Source organism: Paenibacillus sp. JNUCC32 (genome assembly GCF_014863545.1).
Taxonomy (GTDB): Bacteria; Bacillota; Bacilli; order Paenibacillales; family Paenibacillaceae; genus Paenibacillus_AQ; species Paenibacillus_AQ lautus_A.
Window position 1 is genome coordinate 6,284,082 of sequence record NZ_CP062260.1, and the last position, 18,382, is coordinate 6,302,463.

Consider the following 18,382-nt stretch of genomic DNA (forward strand, 5'->3'; position numbering starts at 1 on the left):
ATCTTTCTTAGAAGAGAAGAAAAAAAAGTACAATCATGCGAGGGAAAAGAATGGACAATCATATCAAGAAGTATCTAATGAATTTTATGAAGTATAGAGATTTGCTGAAATTGCTTGTAATAAAAGATATTAAGATAAAATATAAAAGATCAATTCTAGGAATTCTCTGGAGTGTTTTAAATCCATTATTGACCATGATAATCATAACCTTAGTTTTCCAAGAACTTTTTAAATTTAATATAGAGAATTTTGCTGCTTATGTGATAAGTGGACAAGTTCTGTTTACTTTTTTTTCTGAAGCGACCTCACTAGCAATGTCTTCAATATACTCATCTGGTCAAATAATTAAGAAGGTTTACATACCCAAGTATATATTTCCGGTATCTAAAGTCCTGTACTCATTAGTTAATATGTGCCTTGCATTTTTAGCGGTATTAATAGTGTGTATACTAACTGGAGTTAAACTAGAATTTACAGTAATTTTTAGTTTGTTTTCATTTATATATGTTTTCTTTTTTAGTTTAGGCATGGGGCTTATTCTCTGTAGTATAGTAGTTTTTTTTAGAGATATTGAGCATATTTACGGAATATTACTGACTGCGTGGATGTATGCGACACCTATAATATATCCAATGGATATTATGCCTGATAAATATATGGTTTTAATGTATGCTAACCCAATCTATTATTTCCTAACACATTTTAGAGAGTCACTTCTATATGGACATATCCCTCCATTAGAATTGAACTTACAATGTGCAGGGTATGCAATTTCTACTCTATTATTTGGCTTATATCTATTCAAGAAAAAACAAGATAAGTTCATTTTATATATTTAAGGAGATCCTTTCTACATGAATGATATAAATAGTACTCTTATTGAAATAGAACAAGTGTCGATGTGTTTTAATATGACGACTGAGAGGATAACTACTTTTAAAGAGTTTTTTATAAAAAAAATTAAAGGGCAAATAGCATATACAAAGTTCTGGGCACTCAAAGATGTAAGCTTTAAAATTTACAAAGGGGAGCTTTTTGGTATTCTGGGACTGAATGGAGCTGGGAAAAGTACTTTACTTAAGGTTGTGGCAGGGGTATTAAAACCAACCAATGGAAAAGTTTCTGTATTCGGATCAATGGCACCCCTTATTGAATTAGGAGCGGGATTTGATCCTGAGCTAACAGCGCGAGAGAATATTTATCTCAACGGAGCAGTGCTTGGTTATAGTAAAAAAGAAATGAATTCTAAATTTGCAGAGATAGTTGAATTTTCTGAACTTGAAAATTTTATCGATGTACCGGTGAAAAATTTCTCCTCAGGTATGTATGCAAGGTTAGGCTTCGCGATAGCTACAGCTACAACACCAGATATATTAATTGTTGATGAAATATTGTCCGTAGGGGACTTTAAATTTCAGCAAAAATGCGAGGCTAAGATTAACGAAATGGTAGATAATGGTACAAGTGTTTTATTAGTCTCGCATTCTATTGACCAAATTAGAAACTTGTGCAGCAGAGGAGTAATCCTTGAAAACGGAAATATGATTAAGATGGGTGAAGTTTCTGAGCTTTGTGATTTTTATTATTCAAAGTATAATTAATCCTCAAAAATTTGTGGAAGGTATTTTATGAATATAAAAAATATATATTATGCATTTATTAAGTACTTTATTAGGTTTAAGACTAAAGTTAATGTGAAACAGATTGTAACAATGAGATCAATAAATTGGTATGGAGAATGGATCGACAAGAATGAAAAATATTCCATGGAAGAAATCTCTAGGGAATGTGAAAGGTTTATTTACAAACCTTTAATATCGATATTAGTTCCGGTATACAATGTCAAAGAAAGTTATTTGAGAGAATGTCTTGATTCCGTCTGCAATCAAGTTTATAACAATTGGGAACTTTGTATAGCTGATGATAATTCATCTGAAAAGTATATTAAAGAAATTTTAGAGGAATACAGAAATAAAGATCCTCGAATAAAGGTGGCTTATAGAGAAGTCAATGGTAATATCTCGGCATGTAGTAACACTGCGCTTTCACTAGCAGATGGGGACTTTGTTGCGTTGCTGGACAATGACGATATACTATCGCCTGTTGCTTTATATGAGGTAGTGTCGAAATTAAACGATTCATCAGATATTGATGTGATTTACAGTGATGAGGATAAGCTATTGGATGGGAAGAGAGTCCAACCATTTTTCAAAAAAAAATGGAATATTAATTTGCTTAGTTCAGTTAATTTTATATGCCACTTTGTTGTGTATAGAATATCACTAGTACGCAGAGTTGGTGGTTTTAGAATAGGATACGAGGGGGCACAGGATTGGGATTTGGCCATCAGAATTACGAATTTAACAGATAAAATTGCACATATACCAAAAATGCTTTATCATTGGCGGATTTCAACTACGTCTACTTCTGGAGGAGAGGGTAACAAACCGTATATTAAAGAAGTTCAGGATAGAATGTTGAAGAGTCATTTTTAGATAATAATAGGGGATGATTTTTTTGGGTATATCAATATTAATTAATAAGTCAATGGCTACTATAAAATATGAAGGTGTATCTGCATTTATGAAGAAATCTCTAAATTATACTAAAAGGAGATTATTGAAAGTTCAACAACCTTCAACGTACCATTTCAAAGATATACTTTTCATAAATGGTTGTGCTCTTCCACACCCACAACGTTATAGGGTGGATCATCAGATTGAACAATTACATTATAATGGCTATTCATGTGATAAGGTTTATTTTGAGGAAGTAACATCGGAAATGGCGAAATATTACAGGGCATTTGTGTTTTTTCGCTGTCCCTTTACAGAAGAAGTAGGGGAATTAATTCAACGAGCTAAATATTTTAACAAAAAGGTTTTTTTTGATGTTGATGACCTCGTTATTGATCAAAAGTATGTAAAAGATGTAAAGTATCTCAACACAATGAGTAGTTCCGAGTTGGATTTATATCTTGAAGGTGTAGAACGCCATAAGAAAACTCTTTTAATGTGCGATTATGCATTAACCACAACGAGTAGGCTTGCTAAGGAATTAAGTAATTATGTTGAGGAGGTGTATATAAATCGTAACGTAGCATCTGACCAGATGATAGAGTTATCTAATAGGGCACTAGCTAACCAAACCGATCGGTCTTCTGATAAAGTTATATTAGGTTATTTTAGTGGAAGCATAACACATAATGAGGATTTTGAGCTGATTTTAGAAGTTTTAGAAAAGATATTCATTAGATATAGTAACGTTTTCCTTAAAGTGGTGGGCATACTTGATATACCCGAAAAATTAGAGGTGTTTAAGGATAGAATCATTATTGAAAAATTTACGGATTGGACAAAACTTCCTGAGATTATTTCTAGCGTTGATATAAACCTAGCTCCCCTTGTTAATAACGTCTTCAATGAGGCGAAATCTGAAAATAAATGGACAGAAGCGGCTTTAGTAAAAATCCCAACTGTTGCCAGTGGTGTGGGGGCCTTTAAAGAAGTCATCAACCACAAGGTCAATGGAATCTTATGTGATAACTCACAAGAATGGTTTGAGAATTTGGAAATGCTTATTAAAGATGAAAAATATAGGATTAAACTTGGTGAATACGCTCATAAAGATGTAATGCATGGATGGACAACATCAAGTACGGGGTATAGATTACTGGATTTTATAGAATCAAAATTGAATGATAATGTGGCTTTTGTGTTACCTTCAACAAAAATTAGTGGAGGGGTTAATGTAGTAATTAAACACTGTAACATTCTTCGAGCTGAAGGCATAGATGTAACAGTAATCTCTATGAGTGAAGATGATGAGAACATAGTTAATAAAGATGGAGAAGTAAATGTTATTTCGTATTATGCTCATTCGTTTCATGGGTTATTTAGAAAGTGTGTTGCGACTCTTTGGACAACAACAAATTTTTTGAATACTTATCCAAAGATTAGAGATAAGTATTATTTAGTGCAAAGCTATGAGACTAATTTTTATGAGCCTGGAAACCACATGAGAATATGGGCAAATTTGACTTACAACTATTTTTCTGAAATTAAGTATATAACCATCTCCAAATGGTGTGAGTCTTGGCTTAAAGATCACTTCAAAAAAGAAGTGAAATACGCACCGAATGGAATTGATCTAAGCTTGTTCGCTTTTAAAGAGAGGACACATTATGGTAAAATAAGGATTCTCATAGAAGGCAGTTCAAGCGATCGGAATAAAAACGTAGATGAGAGTTTTATGATTACTAATCAACTCGATCGTGGAAAATATGAAATTTGGTATCTAACCTATGATGATAAGCCCAAGAGTTGGTATGTTATAGACAAGTTTCTACATAAAGTTCCATATGACGAAGTTAGTGATGTATATTCACAATGCGATATTTTGCTGAAATCTAGTCGGTTGGAAAGTTTCTCCTACCCCCCTCTTGAAATGATGGCAACCGGAGGAGTTTCGATAGTTGCTCCTAATGAGGGGAATTTAGAATACTTAATTCATAATGTAAACTGCTTATTATATGAGCCAGGAAATATACAGAACGCTTTAGAAATGATAGAGATTGTTTGTACAAATGAAGAACTAAGGAAGAAAATTATAGCGAATGGCTTGAAAACAGTTAAGGAAAGAGAATGGAGTAAAATTAAATATGAGGTGCTAGAATTGTATGATTTTCATAAGAAAGTAACTAATGGTGATTATTATGAACAAAAATCGAGCTAATCGTCTGTTTCCACTAGTTGTAATTCTAATCATATTAGTATATGTGTATGGAAGTAACATTGGTAAAGTTCAACCTATTCTAGATCAATCCATTGGGAATCACAACGTAGGGGAAATCACTGATGGGACTGAAATTACACAATCCTTTTATTCACCAGTAAATAATGTAAGTGGGATTTCTGTTAAATTAGGAACTTATATGAGACAGAACAAAGGGAAACTAACTATAGGAATCAAGAGTTACGATAACAATCGAATTATTTATTCGACCACAGTTAAAGCCGAGAGTATTATTGATAATAATTATTTTGATTATCGTTTTCCACCTATAAAAAATTCTAAAGACAACAAGTATAATTTATTTATTTATTCGGAGGGCAGCTCTAATGGCGATTCAATAACTGCCTACATCTCCAATCAGAATATATATAAACATGGGAATTTATATATTAATGGCTCTGAACTGCAAGGAGAACTTGTCTTTAAAGTTCATTACAATAAAACATTATTTAACTTGATTGGTTTGTAGAACGAAATGACTTTCCCTATGGTTCAGAAGGTGGTTAACAGAAATGGAAGCTACAAGAGATATTCATATTAAGGGTTTGACCATAGAACAACATTTTATGAAATTGCTGATTGTGTTTGGGCTGTTGTTTGTTTTTATTGTTCCTCCTTTTCAAATGGCAGATGAGGACAGTCATTTTAAAAAGGCTTACTTAGTTTCTCAGTTTTCTTTTTTGCCTAACAATGTAGATGGGGTTATTGGGAACTATATTCCTAATGAAATATTAGAATTTGAAGCCTCTCATCGTTATATGATTAATGCGATTGATGAGAAATATAGTTATAGTAGGCTTTCAACATATTTTTCTTTATTTACTGATTATATTGAGAAAAGTCATGTGGAGTATAGCACTGCAAAAACCAATCCAATACTATACATTCCTCAAGCAGGTGCAATGCTATTTGTCAATTCACTTATGAAATTTTTAGGGATGAGAGACTTTCAATCAATATCTCCACTAATGTATATGTATGCAGGAAGAATCGGAAACCTCTTTTTTTACATTATTTGCATATATTCATCAATAAGGTTAATTCCGGTTTATAAGAGGTTGCTATTTTTCCTATCAATAATGCCTATGTCAGTTGGATTAGCTACTTCATTAAGCTATGATTCAATGGTCATCGGACTTTGTTTTCTAACTTTTAGCTTGATTATGTACTATCGATACAATAAAGATCATACTTTCTTTGGGAAAAAAGAGATTATTATTTTTTCTCTTATATCTATATTATTAATTGAATTAAAGCAGGTTTATTTTCCATTGTTATTACTAATATTTATTATCCCTACCATTAAATTTGGTACTCTAAAAAAGAAAATTACTAGTGTATCAATTATCTTTACGTCTGGCCTGTTAGGGCATATATTTTGGTTGTTAGTTTCAAAAAGCACGACTGCTGCTCCTGGAGGAGAAGCGTATATTAAGGAACAATTAATATTTATTATTAATAATCCCTTTAAATATGTAGAAGTCCTTATAAGAACAATCTCTCAATTGAAATTCTATTATTTAGATAGTTTTATTGGTAACTTAGGATGGTTGGATACTAACTTTCCACCAATTTTTATTCTAATTTACATTCTCCTTTTGTTATTGTTTTCTTTTGTGGACACTAATAATCAAGTAGTAATAACTTGGAAGATGAAATTTTATTGTCTCTCCTTGTTTATATTAATATTTTTATTGGTTGAAACTTCCCTCTACTTGATATGGACCTCAATACCAAAAATCGGAGGAATAGGTTTTGAGATTGTTTCAGGAGTTCAGGGTAGATATTTTATTCCTTTTTCAATATTGGGCTTTATTCTCTTGTATTCCAACCAATTTGTTAATGAGTGGAAGAAGAGGGCTCGCGATATGCTTGATGTAGTAACACTCCCTATCGCTTATTTCACTACAACCTTCATGTTGTTCATATTAATTTTTCGATATTGGGTGCCTTGAACCTATCCCTTTTAAATATAAGTGAATAATTGCAAGGTATATTAATAATTTAGATAAAGAGGTGTAATGTTGAAAGGTATTATTTTAGCTGGTGGTACTGGATCTAGACTTTTCCCCCTTACAAAAGTAACGAATAAGCATTTACTTCCAGTAGGTAAATATCCAATGATTTTCCATGCTGTACGTAAACTTAAACAAGCAGATATAATTGATATTCTTATTGTTACAGGGAAGGACCATATGGGAGATGTTGTGAATCTTCTTGGAAGTGGTAATGATATGGGGGTAAACTTTACCTACAAGGTTCAAGATGAAGCAGGAGGTATTGCACAAGCTCTGGGCCTAGCTGAACATTTTGTTGGGAAAGATCAAATGGTTGTTATACTAGGTGATAACGTTTTCCAGGATGATATATCTCAGTTTGTTCAAAAATTTAGAGAACAAGAAATTGGAGCGAAGATTCTTATTCATTCGGTAGAAGATCCTAAAAGATTTGGTGTACCAGAACTTAGAGGCAATCATATTGTTGCAATAGAGGAAAAACCAGTTCAACCTAAGTCGAATTATGCTGTCACGGGAATATATATGTTTGACCACCGAGTTTTTGAGATAGTAAGAACGCTTGAGCCATCTGAGCGTGGAGAGCTAGAAATTACTGATGTTAATAATTCGTATATTTCTGATGGGGAATTAACGTATGATGTTTTGACTGGCTGGTGGACTGATGCCGGTACACATAGATCCCTTGCTAAAGCAAATGAGTTAGCACAGGACTTGGAATTCAATGAGGAATTCGGAGTTGTAAAAATGTAGTGATATCGTGGTGATATGAGAGAAGGCGTTAGTTAAAATCTTTATTTGCCTTGAAAATGTAGCATTTGTCATACGTTGTAACGGTAAGGCATGATAGCCATGCTAACTATAAGGTGGGTAAAATATGAAATTATTAGTTATCATTCCGGCATTTAATGAAGAAGGTAATTTGGGCAAGCTGTTTGAGAAGCTTCAGGAATATGAAATGGATATAGTTGTGATAAACGATTGTTCAACCGATAATACAATTGAAATTTGTAAACAGTATTCGGTAAACTATATTGATCTGCCAAACAATTTAGGTATAGGTGGAGCGGTACAGACTGGCTATCAGTATGCAGCTAAGGCTAATTATGATATTGCTATTCAAATTGATGGTGATGGGCAACATAACCCAGAATATATTTCTGCTGTAATAGAACCTATTATATTGAATGAGGCGGATTTGGTAATTGGCTCTAGATATATACATCGTGAAGGTTTTCAATCCAGTTTTATGAGGAGAGTGGGAATTAAACATTTTAGTTGGTTAATAAAATTACTACTTAGCAAGTCCATTACTGATCCGACCTCAGGATTAAGAGCTTGCAATAGAAGGGTAATAAATCTATTTTCCAATAAATATCCTACTGATTTTCCTGAACCTGAAACCATTGTGACTCTACTTAGAAATAACCTGAAGGTTGTTGAAGTACCTGTTTTAATGAATCACAGAGAAATGGGCTTATCCTCAATTAATAAATTTAAAGCAGTGTATTATATGATCAAAGTATCAATAGCTATATTGATAGATTTTTTTAGAGGTAAAACCAAGGAGATTACTAGATGATTTCATTACATCTTCAGCTCGGTTTAATTGTTTTAAACATAGGACTGTTGTTCTTGTTGCTTGAAAGCATTCGAAAATATAAGCTCGAGTTAAAATATACTCTAATGTGGTTGATTTTGAATTCAGCTTCTTTGGTAGTAGCTATCTTTCCTAAAATCTTGTTTTTTATTTCTGATAATATCTATATTGAAACGCCAGTAAACGCTTTATATTTACTATCATTTGTGGTTGTTTTTATAATACTTTATAGTAATACTGTGATTATATCGCAATTAAGTAATCAAACTAGAAAACTTACTCAAGAAGTTGGTCTTCTAAAAAATGAATTAGAACAAGTAAAGAAAACAAATTCCGGTATTAAAAAAGAAGTTTCAAGGGTATTTTATGAATAATAAATTGAGAATCTTAGTTGAAAAACATCCTGAATTGATTAAGTTTATTCAATATGCCCTTGTTGGGGTGATAGGAACTCTAGTTCATACAGTTGTATTAACTATTTCTGTTGAGCTATTTAAGATGGCACCTATTTATTCAACTATGCTCGGATTTATATTTTCGCTAGTAATATCATATAAACTTAATTCAATTTGGACTTTTAGTACTACTGTAAGTATCGATGTATTCTTTAAATATGTAGCAACATGTCTAATTGGATTGTTAGTAAATGTTTTGATAATGTTTGTTACTGTGAATATGCTGAATTTATACTACTTGTATGGCCAATTAATAGCTATTGCAGTTGTTCCAGTATTTAACTTTACTGTCTCAAGATTATGGGTTTTCAAAAAGTGATAAATTTTTTTAATAATCGGGGGGATTTTATTGAATATTACTCCTTTATCATTAAACGATGCTATGGTGATTGAACCGGTGGTCCACGGCGATCACCGGGGTTTTTTTATGGAGAGTTACAATGATTCACTTTTTAAGCAGCACGGCATTGCCTATAATTTCATTCAAGACAATCAATCACTATCCGTCGAAGCTGGGGTGCTACGGGGACTTCATTATCAGCTCAACCCTAAGGCTCAAACCAAACTCATACGTGTCCTAACCGGAGCAATTTACGATGTCATCGTAGACATCAGAAAAAGCTCCCCTACTTTTGGTCAGTGGGTTGGCGTCATTTTGAGCGAGCATAACCATCGTCAGCTGCTTGTTCCTAAGGGCTTCGCACATGGTTTTTGTACGCTTGTACCCAATACCCAGGTCCTCTATAAAGTGGACGAATATTATTCCCCCGAGAATGACCGCGGCATATTATGGAATGATCCGGCTTTGGGGATCGATTGGCCAACGTCGAATCCGACATTGTCGGATAAAGACCAGCGGCACCCGCTGCTGAAAGACGCAGAGATGAATTTTGACTAGGGGGCAGTGAGGATGAAACTTCTTGTTACCGGCGGCGCCGGTTTTATCGGCAGTAACTTTATTTTATATATGATGCAGCAGCATCCCGATTACCAGATCATCAACATGGATGCACTTACGTATGCGGGCAACCTTGAAAATTTAAGATCCGTTCAACACCACCCTAACTATTCTTTCGTCCAAACAGATATAGCTGACAAACCAGCGGTGGACGCGATTTTCCAACAGGGTATCGATGTGGTTGTTAATTTCGCGGCAGAGTCACACGTAGATCGCAGCATTCTGGAACCGGAAATTTTCGTAAACACCAATGTCATGGGTACACAGGTTCTTCTGGATGCGGCCAAAAAATATGGCGTGACTAAGTTTGTCCAAGTATCCACGGATGAAGTATATGGGTCCTTGGGCGAAACCGGTTTGTTTTCTGAAACGACGCCACTTGCACCGAATAGCCCGTATTCTGCCAGCAAAGCAGGCGGGGATCTGCTCGTAAGAGCTTACCATGAGACCTTTGGTCTCCCGGTTAACATTACCCGCTGCTCGAACAATTACGGTCCATACCAATTCCCTGAGAAGCTGATCCCCCTGATTATTTCTCGTGCCCTAAATGATGAATCCCTGCCGGTCTACGGCGATGGCCTCAATATTCGTGATTGGCTGTATGTCGAGGATCATTGCAGTGCGATCGATCTGGTTATTCATCAGGGGAAACTAGGTGAGGTTTATAATATTGGGGGCAACAACGAACGTACCAATGTTCATATCGTCAAAACCATTTTGAACGAGCTGGGTAAGCCGGAGTCACTGATTACTTACGTGACAGACCGTCCAGGCCACGACCGACGTTATGGCATTGATCCTACAAAAATCATGAATGAGCTGGGCTGGAAGCCAAAGCACAACTTCGAGACAGGCATTAAGGAAACGATTCAGTGGTATTTGAGCAACAAAGAGTGGTGGACGAGAATTCAATCCGGCGCATATCGTGATTATATGACCCAGCAGTATGGCAGCCGTTTGGGTGGGAACGGATGAAGGTATTAATCACAGGAGCACATGGTCAGCTAGGGCAGGATATTGCGCGGATATTTAACCTAGCTGGTCATGAAGTTTTTAGCTGCGGTAGAGAAGAACTAAACATAACGGACTTAGATCAATGCTTCCAAGTAAGTTCAACCCGCAGACCGGACTGGATCATTCATTGTGCGGCATATGCCGCGGTTGATGCTGCAGAGACGGATGTGGACGGTGCTTATCTCGTGAATGCAGTAGGTACTAGAAACATGGCTCTCGCTGCTGAAAAAATCGATGCCAAGATCGTATTTATTAGCACGGACTACGTTTTTAGTGGTACGAGTGAAAGGCCATATAACGAGTATGATTCTCCCGACCCGCAAAGCGTTTATGGAAAGTCCAAGCTTGCAGGGGAACAGATGGTTCAACATTTTTGCTCTCGTTGGTTTATTGTGCGAACTTCATGGTTGTTCGGCCTGCATGGCAACAACTTTGTAAAAACGATGCTTCGTCTAGGACAAGAAAAACCGCTGTTAAAGGTGGTTAACGACCAAAAAGGTTCGCCCACCTACACGGTAGATCTGGCGCAGTTCTTGATAAACTTAATTTCCACTGAAAAATACGGTATATATCATGCCTCCAACAATGGTTCTTGTACTTGGTATGAGTTTACTAGCGCCATTTTTGAAGAGGCTCGTGAACAATTGGGACTTACCATAACCGCTGAATTGCAGCCTTGTACTACTGAAGAGTTTCCAAGACCCGCTCCACGTCCGGCCAATTCAGTCATGGATCATTTAGCTATCCGACTAAACCAATTTGAGGATTTGCCACATTGGCGTGAAGGGCTGAAGCAGTTTATGCTGGATATGAAGCAGCACCCTGAACTATACTTAAAATGAATACAGCGACTCGAAAGGCCTGATCTGTATGATCTGGCCTTTTTTAGCTAGCTTCTTTCTCTATAGACCTCTCAGCTGTATTGGGTCTACGAGATTATTGATTTCAAGTGTTTTTTCGGAGGTTCCCGTATGAAAAAAGTGCAAGTATTGTTATCCGCCTATAACGGCGAACAATATATATCCGAGCAAATCCAGAGTATTCTCAATCAGACGCATGCTGCTGTCTCCATCCTGATAAGAGACGATGGATCGACTGATAAAACGATGGAGCTTCTCGACCAATGGGTGACAACACACCCCGATAAGATCAAGCTCATAAAAGGAACGAATGTTGGCGTTGTGTCCAGTTTCTTTGAACTGCTGCGTGCTGCAGATGCTGAAGCTGATTACTACTGTTTTTGCGACCAGGATGACGTGTGGCTTGATCATAAGGTAGAACATGCTATAGCGCGCTTGAATTCCTCTATACATACGGAAGTGCCGGCGATGGTATTTACATCGACCTACCTTACGGATGACGAGTTAAACCGGAAAGGTGCATGGCCAAAGCCTCCTGCTCAGGAGCCCTCTTTCTTTAATGCGTTGTACGAAAATATTGCCATTGGCGCGACCATCACGATGAATCGATCGGCGAGAAACCTGTTTATCAATAGTCAATCGGTGGACAGTCAAAAGGTTCTTATGCACGATTGGTGGTTCTACCTGCTCGTATCCGCCTTTGGAACCGTAATCTACGATAACAAGCCATCCATGTTATACCGTCAACACAATAATAATGTGGTAGGGGGCAACAACTCCCTCGTGGGTAAGTTGAAGAGCAAATGGGCCAGTTTTAAAAGACATACAGGCAAAGACTTGCTGCATAAACAAGCGAGCGAGTTTGATCGAATCTATGGATCGCGATTGATTGGCGAACAGAAAGAGCAGCTGGATTTATTTCTTGCAACTCGCACAAGATTCATGGACAGATTACATTATGCACGCAAGAGCAAATTGTACAGACAATCCAAGGCAGAGAGTTTGTTGTTTAAGTTTTTTATTTTGATCGGCTTTATATGAGAGTTGAATGGAAGAGGACAGAGCAAACTTATTCCTTGATATTCCTTATTTCCCTACGAACTATGCTATAATGTCGATAGATTACTATATTTGTCAGGAGACGTTATGCAATGGATTTAAGCATTTTAATCGTGAACTACAATACCTGGCAGCTGACGGTGGACTGTTTGCGATCCGTGTTTGCATCGGAGACGGAATATACATATGAAGTGATTCTGATAGATAACAACTCGAAGGACGAGTCCGTTCCAACCATCCGAGAGTTATTTCCGCAGGTTAAGCTGATCGAGAACGCGGAAAATACCGGCTTTGCCAAAGCAAACAATCAGGGAATGGAAGTGGCGGAAGGCCGCTATATGCTGCTGCTAAATTCCGACACGATTATCCAGCAGGATACGATCCAGACGATGGTCGCTTTTATGGACTATAACCCGATCATTGGCGCTTCTGGCTGCAAAATCGTCCTCCCGGACGGCTCACTGGATAAGGCCTGCAAAAGAGGGTTCCCGACGCCTTCGGCGTCCTTCTATTATGCTTTTGGGCTCAGCAAGCTGTTCCCGGACAAGCCGGAGTTTAACCAGTATCAGCTGGGGTATTTGAATCCGGACGTAGAGTATCCGGTGGATTGTTTGGTCGGTGCGTTCATGCTGGTACGTCGCGAGACGATTGAGCAGGTGGGCGGGCTGGACGAGACCTTTTTTATGTACGGGGAGGATATCGACTGGTGCTATCGCATCAAGCAGGCGGGATGGGGCATTCACTATTATCCGCGGACGACGATCACCCATTATAAAGGCGGCAGCGCCCGGCGCCGGCCGTTCAAGATCATTTATGAGTTCCATCGGGCGATGATTCTTTTTCATCGGAAGCATTACCGGCAGAAATACAACATATTCGTTAATGGAGCCGTGTATGCGGGCGTTGGTTTAAAATTGCTCCTGTCCCTGCTCACGAACCGGCTTAAGCCCATTCGTCCAGCAACGATAACGCAATCTTCAGATGGAATGGAGGTGAAATCATGATCCGCCAGAATCAGGGCTTTCTGACCAAATTGTATATGTTAACCGACTTTGCCTTTATCCAGTTAGCGTTTTTGCTCGCATGGTGGGTGAAATTCGAAAGTGGTTGGTTTCCCTATGAAGAGCCGTTACCTCTCGAAACCTATGCTTTGTGGAGTCTGGTGTACGGAGCGGTTGCGGTGGTTGTCGGCATCATGATTACCTTGTACTCGCCGAAGCGGAAAAAGCGCTTTGCCGACGAGTTCATGAAGATCTTCCAGATGCATTTCATCGGGATGTTCATTCTCCTCAGTATTATGTTTTTTGTTAAAGAGGTGGATATCTCCCGTTGGTATCTCGCCATCTACATGATTCTCAACGTAGCTTTCATTATCCTATACCGTTATTTCCTCAAGAAATCGCTCAAGCATTTTCGGGAAAAAGGCTACAACCGCCAATTCGTGCTCATCGTGGGTGCAGGGTCACTGGGCAAGCGCTTCTTCAAAAATCTGAAGCAATACCCGGAGCTTGGTTATGAAGTCATCGGTTTCCTGGATGATTACCAACAGTGGGACGAGATCGAAGCGAGACGGCTTAAACCCATTCTGGGTTCGGTCGGCGATCTACATAAGGTGCTGAACGAAAAGCTTGTCGATGAGGTCGTGCTAGCACTTCCTCTGAATGCCCACCACAAATATCCGGAGATCATTGCTGCTTGTGAAAAAGCAGGTGTCCGAACGCTAATTATCCCGGACTTTTTCGATTACCTCCCGGCACGGCCGGTGTTTGATAACTTTGCGGGTATGCCGATGATCAACGTGCGCGATATCCCGCTGGATCTAGCGGCAAACCGACTGTTCAAGCGGGCGTTTGATATCGTATTCTCGTTAGTGGCCATTATCCTCACCCTGCCGGTGATGATCGGAATTTACCTCGGTGTCCGATTGACCTCCCGGGGCCCTGTCATTTTCAAGCAGGAGCGGGTCGGGCTGAACCGCCGAAACTTTTATATGTATAAATTCCGGTCGATGAAGCCGCTGCCGGAAGGGGCGCCGGATACGGGCTGGACGGTGGAGAATGATCCGCGCCGCACCAAGTTCGGCTCGTTTCTCCGGAAGACCAGTCTGGATGAGCTGCCGCAGTTCTTTAATGTCCTGTTCGGACATATGAGCGTGGTGGGCCCAAGACCAGAACGACCTTATTACGTTGAACAGTTCAAAGAGGAGATTCCGAAGTACATGGTGAAACACCACGTACGCCCGGGCATCACGGGGTGGGCGCAGAGCAACGGCCTGCGCGGGGACACTTCGATAGAGGAGCGGATCAAGCACGATATTTTCTACATCGAGAATTGGTCCATTCTGTTTGATATCAAAATCATTCTGCGCACGATCCGTAACGGATTCAAAAACGCATATTGATTGAAATTTAAATGATGACGTCATCCGGCTTGAGCTGGATGGCGTCTTTTATTTACCTGTCCTAGAAGCATATTTCGACTAAAGCTGCTTACCAAGTCCCGTTGTAAAGATACCGAATGCTGTCGCTTCCTGTAAGTTTGTGACATAGCCGAGAAAAACTTCGGACATTCGATCCATTCCGCTCACTTCAACATGCATGTACAACACAGCGGACAATAGTAGTCTGGAATGATTTACAAAATATAACTATAATACTATTATAATGAAATACTGGATTCATCGATACTTTGCTAGAGTTGCCTATTACGCAGAGGCTCAGGTTAGTTATGATGGTCCGCTCTCAGTGTCATGGAGATTTCTAATGTTTTCGAAATAACCGTGTTTTTATCTAGCCGCTTCATTTGCCTAACGGAAGGATCACATCCAATACGCATTATGGGAGGAATCGATATGGAAAACGCCAAGGTCCAGGATTTCATCGAAAGCAGCCAAGAGCAATGGGACGAAGAGTACAGATCCCGCATGTGGGATTATTTATCGGACATCACGGAATATGCCAGATACTCGGTCGTGTACGGTTACATCCGAAAGTATCTTGGGGAAGAGGGCATTCTGGATATGGGATGCGGGGCCGGCCTGTTGTATGACATGCTCTTGGACGATGAAAAATCGAATTATACCGGTGTAGACCTGTCCGAGGAAGCGATCAGAATCGCATCCGGCAAAACGTCAAAGAACTTATTTCAGCGCGCGGACATCAATCATTATGTTCCTCATAAAAGCTACGACGTCATCGTTTTTAATGAATCGCTGCAGTACGTGCCCAATACCGCTAGCAAGCTGTTGGAATATGCACGTTACCTGACCCCGGATGGCGTCATCATATCTTCCCTATATTCACATAAGAACACCCAGGATCCCGATTATCTCATGGTAGAGCATAAGATCGGCGAAATCGAAAGCTGTGATGGGTTTGACGTCGTAGATAAAGTCAGCGTGTTTAACCACAACGCGGGATTGAAATGGTATATTCACCTTTTGAAGGCCAAGAGCTAGTGATCCCTAAGCATCATAAAAATCGTTCCGTCATTTGGCAGCCGCCAAGTGGCGTTTTTTTGTTTGGCCCCTCCATTAACCGGGTATTTACCTAGCAACAGCAATGAACGAAACAAAGGGTGGGGATACCATGAAACGGATCGCAGCTGTCCTTCTATTATTTTCCGCCATTATGATACTGCTTCTGACTCATCTGGAGATGGAGGAGGAAGCGCCGCAAGGATTCGCGGCCTATCGCCTGATTGCCCATGCCATGGGAAGCATCGGCGAACAGCCCTATACGAACGCTTATGAAGCCATGGTTGTTAACTACGAGAAAGGCACCCGGGTATTCGAGATTGATTTGATGCTGACGGAGGATCGCAAAGTCGTAGCCAGGCATGAGTGGACGGAGAGCATGACGCAGCAGCTGGGTCAGAAGGAGAAGCTTCCGGACGATAAGCAGGCCGCCCGCCTGAGCCATGAGGAGTTTATTAACACGCCGATTTTGGAACAATACCAGCCGATGGATATTGAGGGGATTATGGATATGATGGAGCGTCATCCCGATATCTACATCGTGACGGATACGAAGGAGCAGAAGGACCGGGATATACAGTACCTGTTCGCGGAGATTGTAAACGCTGCTAAAGAACGGGATCCGAAGCTTCTGGAGCGGGTCGTCGTCCAAATTTACAATGAGCCGATGCTTGATATGGTTCAGGACATCTATCCGTTTCAATCGATTATATATACGCTGTATGCCACGCAGGACTCACCTGCTGAGATCACCGCCTTCGTACAGGAGAACCACATTGACGCGGTTACCATGCCGGAGTACAAGGTCAGCCCGAATTTCGTAGCCAAGCTAAGGCAAGCGGGAGCCGTGACCTATGTCCACACCATCAATGACACGAACACCGTGAACAATTATGAAAAATGGGGCGTGTACGGCGTCTACTCGGATCTGCTGACCGAGCCGGAGCTGGAGCGGAACAGCTTGAGATATACGATGACAAAGCGACTGGAGTAGATGTACCTTACAAGGCACGCCTCATATCGCGTCCGTCTGTGGAAAAGTTTAAGTTTGCATCCATAATAATGCAGAGCATGGAAGTCCGTGATCTCCATAAGAGATTGCGGGCTTTTTCATGCTATCAGAAATATAAACTTCGAAGCTTGGCCTACTTGATATCACTGAAAGCCACCATTTATATGTCTGGGATTGTGCGTCATGCGGTCTGGGATTGTACGTCGGTAGACGTTTTTCTTAACCAGGTATCCGCCCAAATCTCTTTCCAGCGACGAGGTTCGTATATCGGCTGAACCGATAAACCGCAATTACCAAAAAAATGTTCGTATTTTATACGAACATAAATTGACTTGCTTACCGTGCTAGCATAGACTTATTTTAGTATGATAGTAACCCGTGAACGTGGAGGAATGACGCTTGAAAGAGATGATACAATCCTGGAGGCATGTGTTTAAGCTGGACCCCGACAAGGAGATCGATGACGAGACCCTTGATGCGGTATGCTTGTCAGGAACCGATGCCATTATGGTCGGAGGCTCAACCGGAGTCACTTATGAAAATACCGTGGATCTGCTGTCCCGAGTTCGGCGTTACGAGCTGCCGTGCGTGCAGGAAGTATCCGATCTGGAAGCCGTTGTACCCGGATTTGATCTATATATGGTCCCGATGGTTATGAATACGCAGGATCCGACCTGGATCATGGGCCGTCATCGCGAGGGAATCGAACGCTACGGGTACATGATCCCGTGGGATCTGGTCGTGACCGAGGGGTATATCGTGTTGAACGAGGACGCTGCAGTGGCGAAATTGACCGGTGCAGAGACTTCGATTGAAGCGAGTGCTGCTGCCGCTTATGCCCAGATTGCGGACAAGCTGATGAATCTGCCGATCGTGTATCTGGAATACAGCGGCGCGTTCGGAGACATGGAAACGGTCCGCACGGTTCGAAGGTCGCTGGATAACGCCCGTTTGTTCTACGGCGGTGGAATAACCAATGCCGAGCAGGCGCTGGAGGCTGCTGCTATCTCGGATACGATCATTGTGGGCAACGTGGTGTACGAGCATCTGGAGCAGGCGCTCGAGACGGTCAAGGCCGTGAAGGGCTGATGGGTCTATTAACTGATCTGTTGAAAAATATAGAGTCGCGTTAAGCCAGCC

General features: G+C 40.0%; 19 protein-coding genes. All 19 read left to right on the plus strand.

Going from position 1 to position 18,382, the window contains the following annotated elements; translation table 11 throughout:
* Positions 1 to 50 precede the first annotated feature (50 nt).
* On the plus strand, positions 51 to 839 hold the full coding sequence (locus JNUCC32_RS27700; RefSeq protein ID WP_228468839.1) for an ABC transporter permease: 789 nt from the start codon (positions 51 to 53) through the stop codon (positions 837 to 839).
* 15 nt (positions 840 to 854) lie between these two features.
* The gene (locus JNUCC32_RS27705) at positions 855 to 1,601 is read left to right on the plus strand and encodes an ABC transporter ATP-binding protein (RefSeq protein WP_192570447.1); all 747 of its coding nucleotides are present in this window, start codon (positions 855 to 857) and stop codon (positions 1,599 to 1,601) included.
* Positions 1,602 to 1,628: 27 nt separating this feature from the next.
* Positions 1,629 to 2,495, plus strand: coding sequence for a glycosyltransferase family 2 protein (locus tag JNUCC32_RS27710; protein WP_192570448.1), 867 nt, complete (start codon positions 1,629 to 1,631; stop codon positions 2,493 to 2,495).
* Positions 2,496 to 2,517: 22 nt separating this feature from the next.
* Positions 2,518 to 4,734, plus strand: coding sequence for a glycosyltransferase (locus JNUCC32_RS27715; RefSeq protein ID WP_192570449.1), 2,217 nt, complete (start codon positions 2,518 to 2,520; stop codon positions 4,732 to 4,734).
* Positions 4,715 to 5,263, plus strand: a complete 549-nt coding sequence (locus JNUCC32_RS27720; protein ID WP_192570450.1) for a hypothetical protein — start codon at positions 4,715 to 4,717, stop codon at positions 5,261 to 5,263. Before JNUCC32_RS27715 ends, JNUCC32_RS27720 begins: the two co-directional genes overlap by 20 nt.
* A gap of 43 nt (positions 5,264 to 5,306) precedes the next feature.
* Positions 5,307 to 6,749 carry a DUF2142 domain-containing protein gene (locus JNUCC32_RS27725; RefSeq protein WP_192570451.1) on the plus strand — a complete coding sequence of 481 codons (1,443 nt, stop codon included), beginning with the start codon at positions 5,307 to 5,309 and terminating at the stop codon, positions 6,747 to 6,749.
* 69 nt (positions 6,750 to 6,818) lie between these two features.
* Positions 6,819 to 7,562: a sugar phosphate nucleotidyltransferase gene (locus JNUCC32_RS27730; protein ID WP_192572744.1), complete on the plus strand. Its 744-nt coding sequence runs from the start codon at positions 6,819 to 6,821 to the stop codon at positions 7,560 to 7,562.
* A 124-nt stretch (positions 7,563 to 7,686) separates the two neighbouring features.
* Positions 7,687 to 8,391 (plus strand): glycosyltransferase family 2 protein, encoded by a 705-nt coding sequence (locus JNUCC32_RS27735; protein ID WP_192570452.1) that lies wholly within the window; start codon positions 7,687 to 7,689, stop codon positions 8,389 to 8,391.
* Positions 8,388 to 8,783 carry a DUF2304 domain-containing protein gene (locus JNUCC32_RS27740; protein ID WP_192570453.1) on the plus strand — a complete coding sequence of 132 codons (396 nt, stop codon included), beginning with the start codon at positions 8,388 to 8,390 and terminating at the stop codon, positions 8,781 to 8,783. Before JNUCC32_RS27735 ends, JNUCC32_RS27740 begins: the two co-directional genes overlap by 4 nt.
* The gene (locus JNUCC32_RS31865) at positions 8,776 to 9,183 is read left to right on the plus strand and encodes a GtrA family protein (protein WP_192570454.1); all 408 of its coding nucleotides are present in this window, start codon (positions 8,776 to 8,778) and stop codon (positions 9,181 to 9,183) included. The genes JNUCC32_RS27740 and JNUCC32_RS31865 overlap by 8 nt, the downstream gene beginning before the upstream one ends.
* A 63-nt stretch (positions 9,184 to 9,246) precedes the next feature.
* Positions 9,247 to 9,762 carry a dTDP-4-dehydrorhamnose 3,5-epimerase gene (gene rfbC / locus JNUCC32_RS27750; RefSeq protein ID WP_430623474.1) on the plus strand — a complete coding sequence of 172 codons (516 nt, stop codon included), beginning with the start codon at positions 9,247 to 9,249 and terminating at the stop codon, positions 9,760 to 9,762.
* Between the two features lie 12 nt (positions 9,763 to 9,774).
* On the plus strand, positions 9,775 to 10,797 hold the full coding sequence (gene rfbB, locus JNUCC32_RS27755) for a dTDP-glucose 4,6-dehydratase (RefSeq protein WP_192570456.1): 1,023 nt from the start codon (positions 9,775 to 9,777) through the stop codon (positions 10,795 to 10,797).
* A complete protein-coding gene (gene rfbD, locus JNUCC32_RS27760) occupies positions 10,794 to 11,678 on the plus strand; it encodes a dTDP-4-dehydrorhamnose reductase (protein WP_192570457.1) in 885 nt (294 codons plus the stop codon). Before rfbB ends, rfbD begins: the two co-directional genes overlap by 4 nt.
* A gap of 129 nt (positions 11,679 to 11,807) precedes the next feature.
* Positions 11,808 to 12,737: a glycosyltransferase family 2 protein gene (locus JNUCC32_RS27765; protein ID WP_192570458.1), complete on the plus strand. Its 930-nt coding sequence runs from the start codon at positions 11,808 to 11,810 to the stop codon at positions 12,735 to 12,737.
* Between the two features lie 110 nt (positions 12,738 to 12,847).
* Positions 12,848 to 13,759 carry a glycosyltransferase family 2 protein gene (locus tag JNUCC32_RS27770; protein WP_192570459.1) on the plus strand — a complete coding sequence of 304 codons (912 nt, stop codon included), beginning with the start codon at positions 12,848 to 12,850 and terminating at the stop codon, positions 13,757 to 13,759.
* The gene (locus JNUCC32_RS27775) at positions 13,756 to 15,156 is read left to right on the plus strand and encodes an undecaprenyl-phosphate glucose phosphotransferase (protein ID WP_192570460.1); all 1,401 of its coding nucleotides are present in this window, start codon (positions 13,756 to 13,758) and stop codon (positions 15,154 to 15,156) included. Before JNUCC32_RS27770 ends, JNUCC32_RS27775 begins: the two co-directional genes overlap by 4 nt.
* Before the next feature lie 450 nt (positions 15,157 to 15,606).
* On the plus strand, positions 15,607 to 16,212 hold the full coding sequence (locus JNUCC32_RS27780; RefSeq protein ID WP_192570461.1) for a class I SAM-dependent methyltransferase: 606 nt from the start codon (positions 15,607 to 15,609) through the stop codon (positions 16,210 to 16,212).
* A gap of 130 nt (positions 16,213 to 16,342) precedes the next feature.
* Positions 16,343 to 17,224 carry a phosphatidylinositol-specific phospholipase C/glycerophosphodiester phosphodiesterase family protein gene (locus JNUCC32_RS27785; protein WP_192570462.1) on the plus strand — a complete coding sequence of 294 codons (882 nt, stop codon included), beginning with the start codon at positions 16,343 to 16,345 and terminating at the stop codon, positions 17,222 to 17,224.
* 417 nt (positions 17,225 to 17,641) lie between these two features.
* Complete coding sequence (locus JNUCC32_RS27790) at positions 17,642 to 18,331, plus strand: heptaprenylglyceryl phosphate synthase (protein ID WP_192570463.1); 690 nt, start codon at positions 17,642 to 17,644, stop codon at positions 18,329 to 18,331.
* The last annotated feature ends 51 nt before the right edge of the window (positions 18,332 to 18,382 follow it).

Excerpts from the sequence above, each read along its gene's own strand:
- JNUCC32_RS27700 (WP_228468839.1), top strand. The coding sequence starts at position 51 with ATGGACAATCATATCAAGAAGTATCTAATGAATTTTATGAAGTATAGA.
- JNUCC32_RS27780 (WP_192570461.1), top strand. The coding sequence starts at position 15,607 with ATGGAAAACGCCAAGGTCCAGGATTTCATCGAAAGCAGCCAAGAGCAA.
- rfbB (WP_192570456.1), top strand. The coding sequence starts at position 9,775 with ATGAAACTTCTTGTTACCGGCGGCGCCGGTTTTATCGGCAGTAACTTT.
- rfbD (WP_192570457.1), top strand. The coding sequence starts at position 10,794 with ATGAAGGTATTAATCACAGGAGCACATGGTCAGCTAGGGCAGGATATT.
- JNUCC32_RS27740 (WP_192570453.1), top strand. The coding sequence starts at position 8,388 with ATGATTTCATTACATCTTCAGCTCGGTTTAATTGTTTTAAACATAGGA.
- JNUCC32_RS27765 (WP_192570458.1), top strand. The coding sequence starts at position 11,808 with ATGAAAAAAGTGCAAGTATTGTTATCCGCCTATAACGGCGAACAATAT.
- JNUCC32_RS27735 (WP_192570452.1), top strand. The coding sequence starts at position 7,687 with ATGAAATTATTAGTTATCATTCCGGCATTTAATGAAGAAGGTAATTTG.
- rfbC (WP_430623474.1), top strand. The coding sequence starts at position 9,247 with ATGGTGATTGAACCGGTGGTCCACGGCGATCACCGGGGTTTTTTTATG.
- JNUCC32_RS27710 (WP_192570448.1), top strand. The coding sequence starts at position 1,629 with ATGAATATAAAAAATATATATTATGCATTTATTAAGTACTTTATTAGG.
- JNUCC32_RS27775 (WP_192570460.1), top strand. The coding sequence starts at position 13,756 with ATGATCCGCCAGAATCAGGGCTTTCTGACCAAATTGTATATGTTAACC.
- JNUCC32_RS31865 (WP_192570454.1), top strand. The coding sequence starts at position 8,776 with ATGAATAATAAATTGAGAATCTTAGTTGAAAAACATCCTGAATTGATT.
- JNUCC32_RS27725 (WP_192570451.1), top strand. The coding sequence starts at position 5,307 with ATGGAAGCTACAAGAGATATTCATATTAAGGGTTTGACCATAGAACAA.
- JNUCC32_RS27770 (WP_192570459.1), top strand. The coding sequence starts at position 12,848 with ATGGATTTAAGCATTTTAATCGTGAACTACAATACCTGGCAGCTGACG.
- JNUCC32_RS27720 (WP_192570450.1), top strand. The coding sequence starts at position 4,715 with ATGAACAAAAATCGAGCTAATCGTCTGTTTCCACTAGTTGTAATTCTA.
- JNUCC32_RS27785 (WP_192570462.1), top strand. The coding sequence starts at position 16,343 with ATGAAACGGATCGCAGCTGTCCTTCTATTATTTTCCGCCATTATGATA.
- JNUCC32_RS27705 (WP_192570447.1), top strand. The coding sequence starts at position 855 with ATGAATGATATAAATAGTACTCTTATTGAAATAGAACAAGTGTCGATG.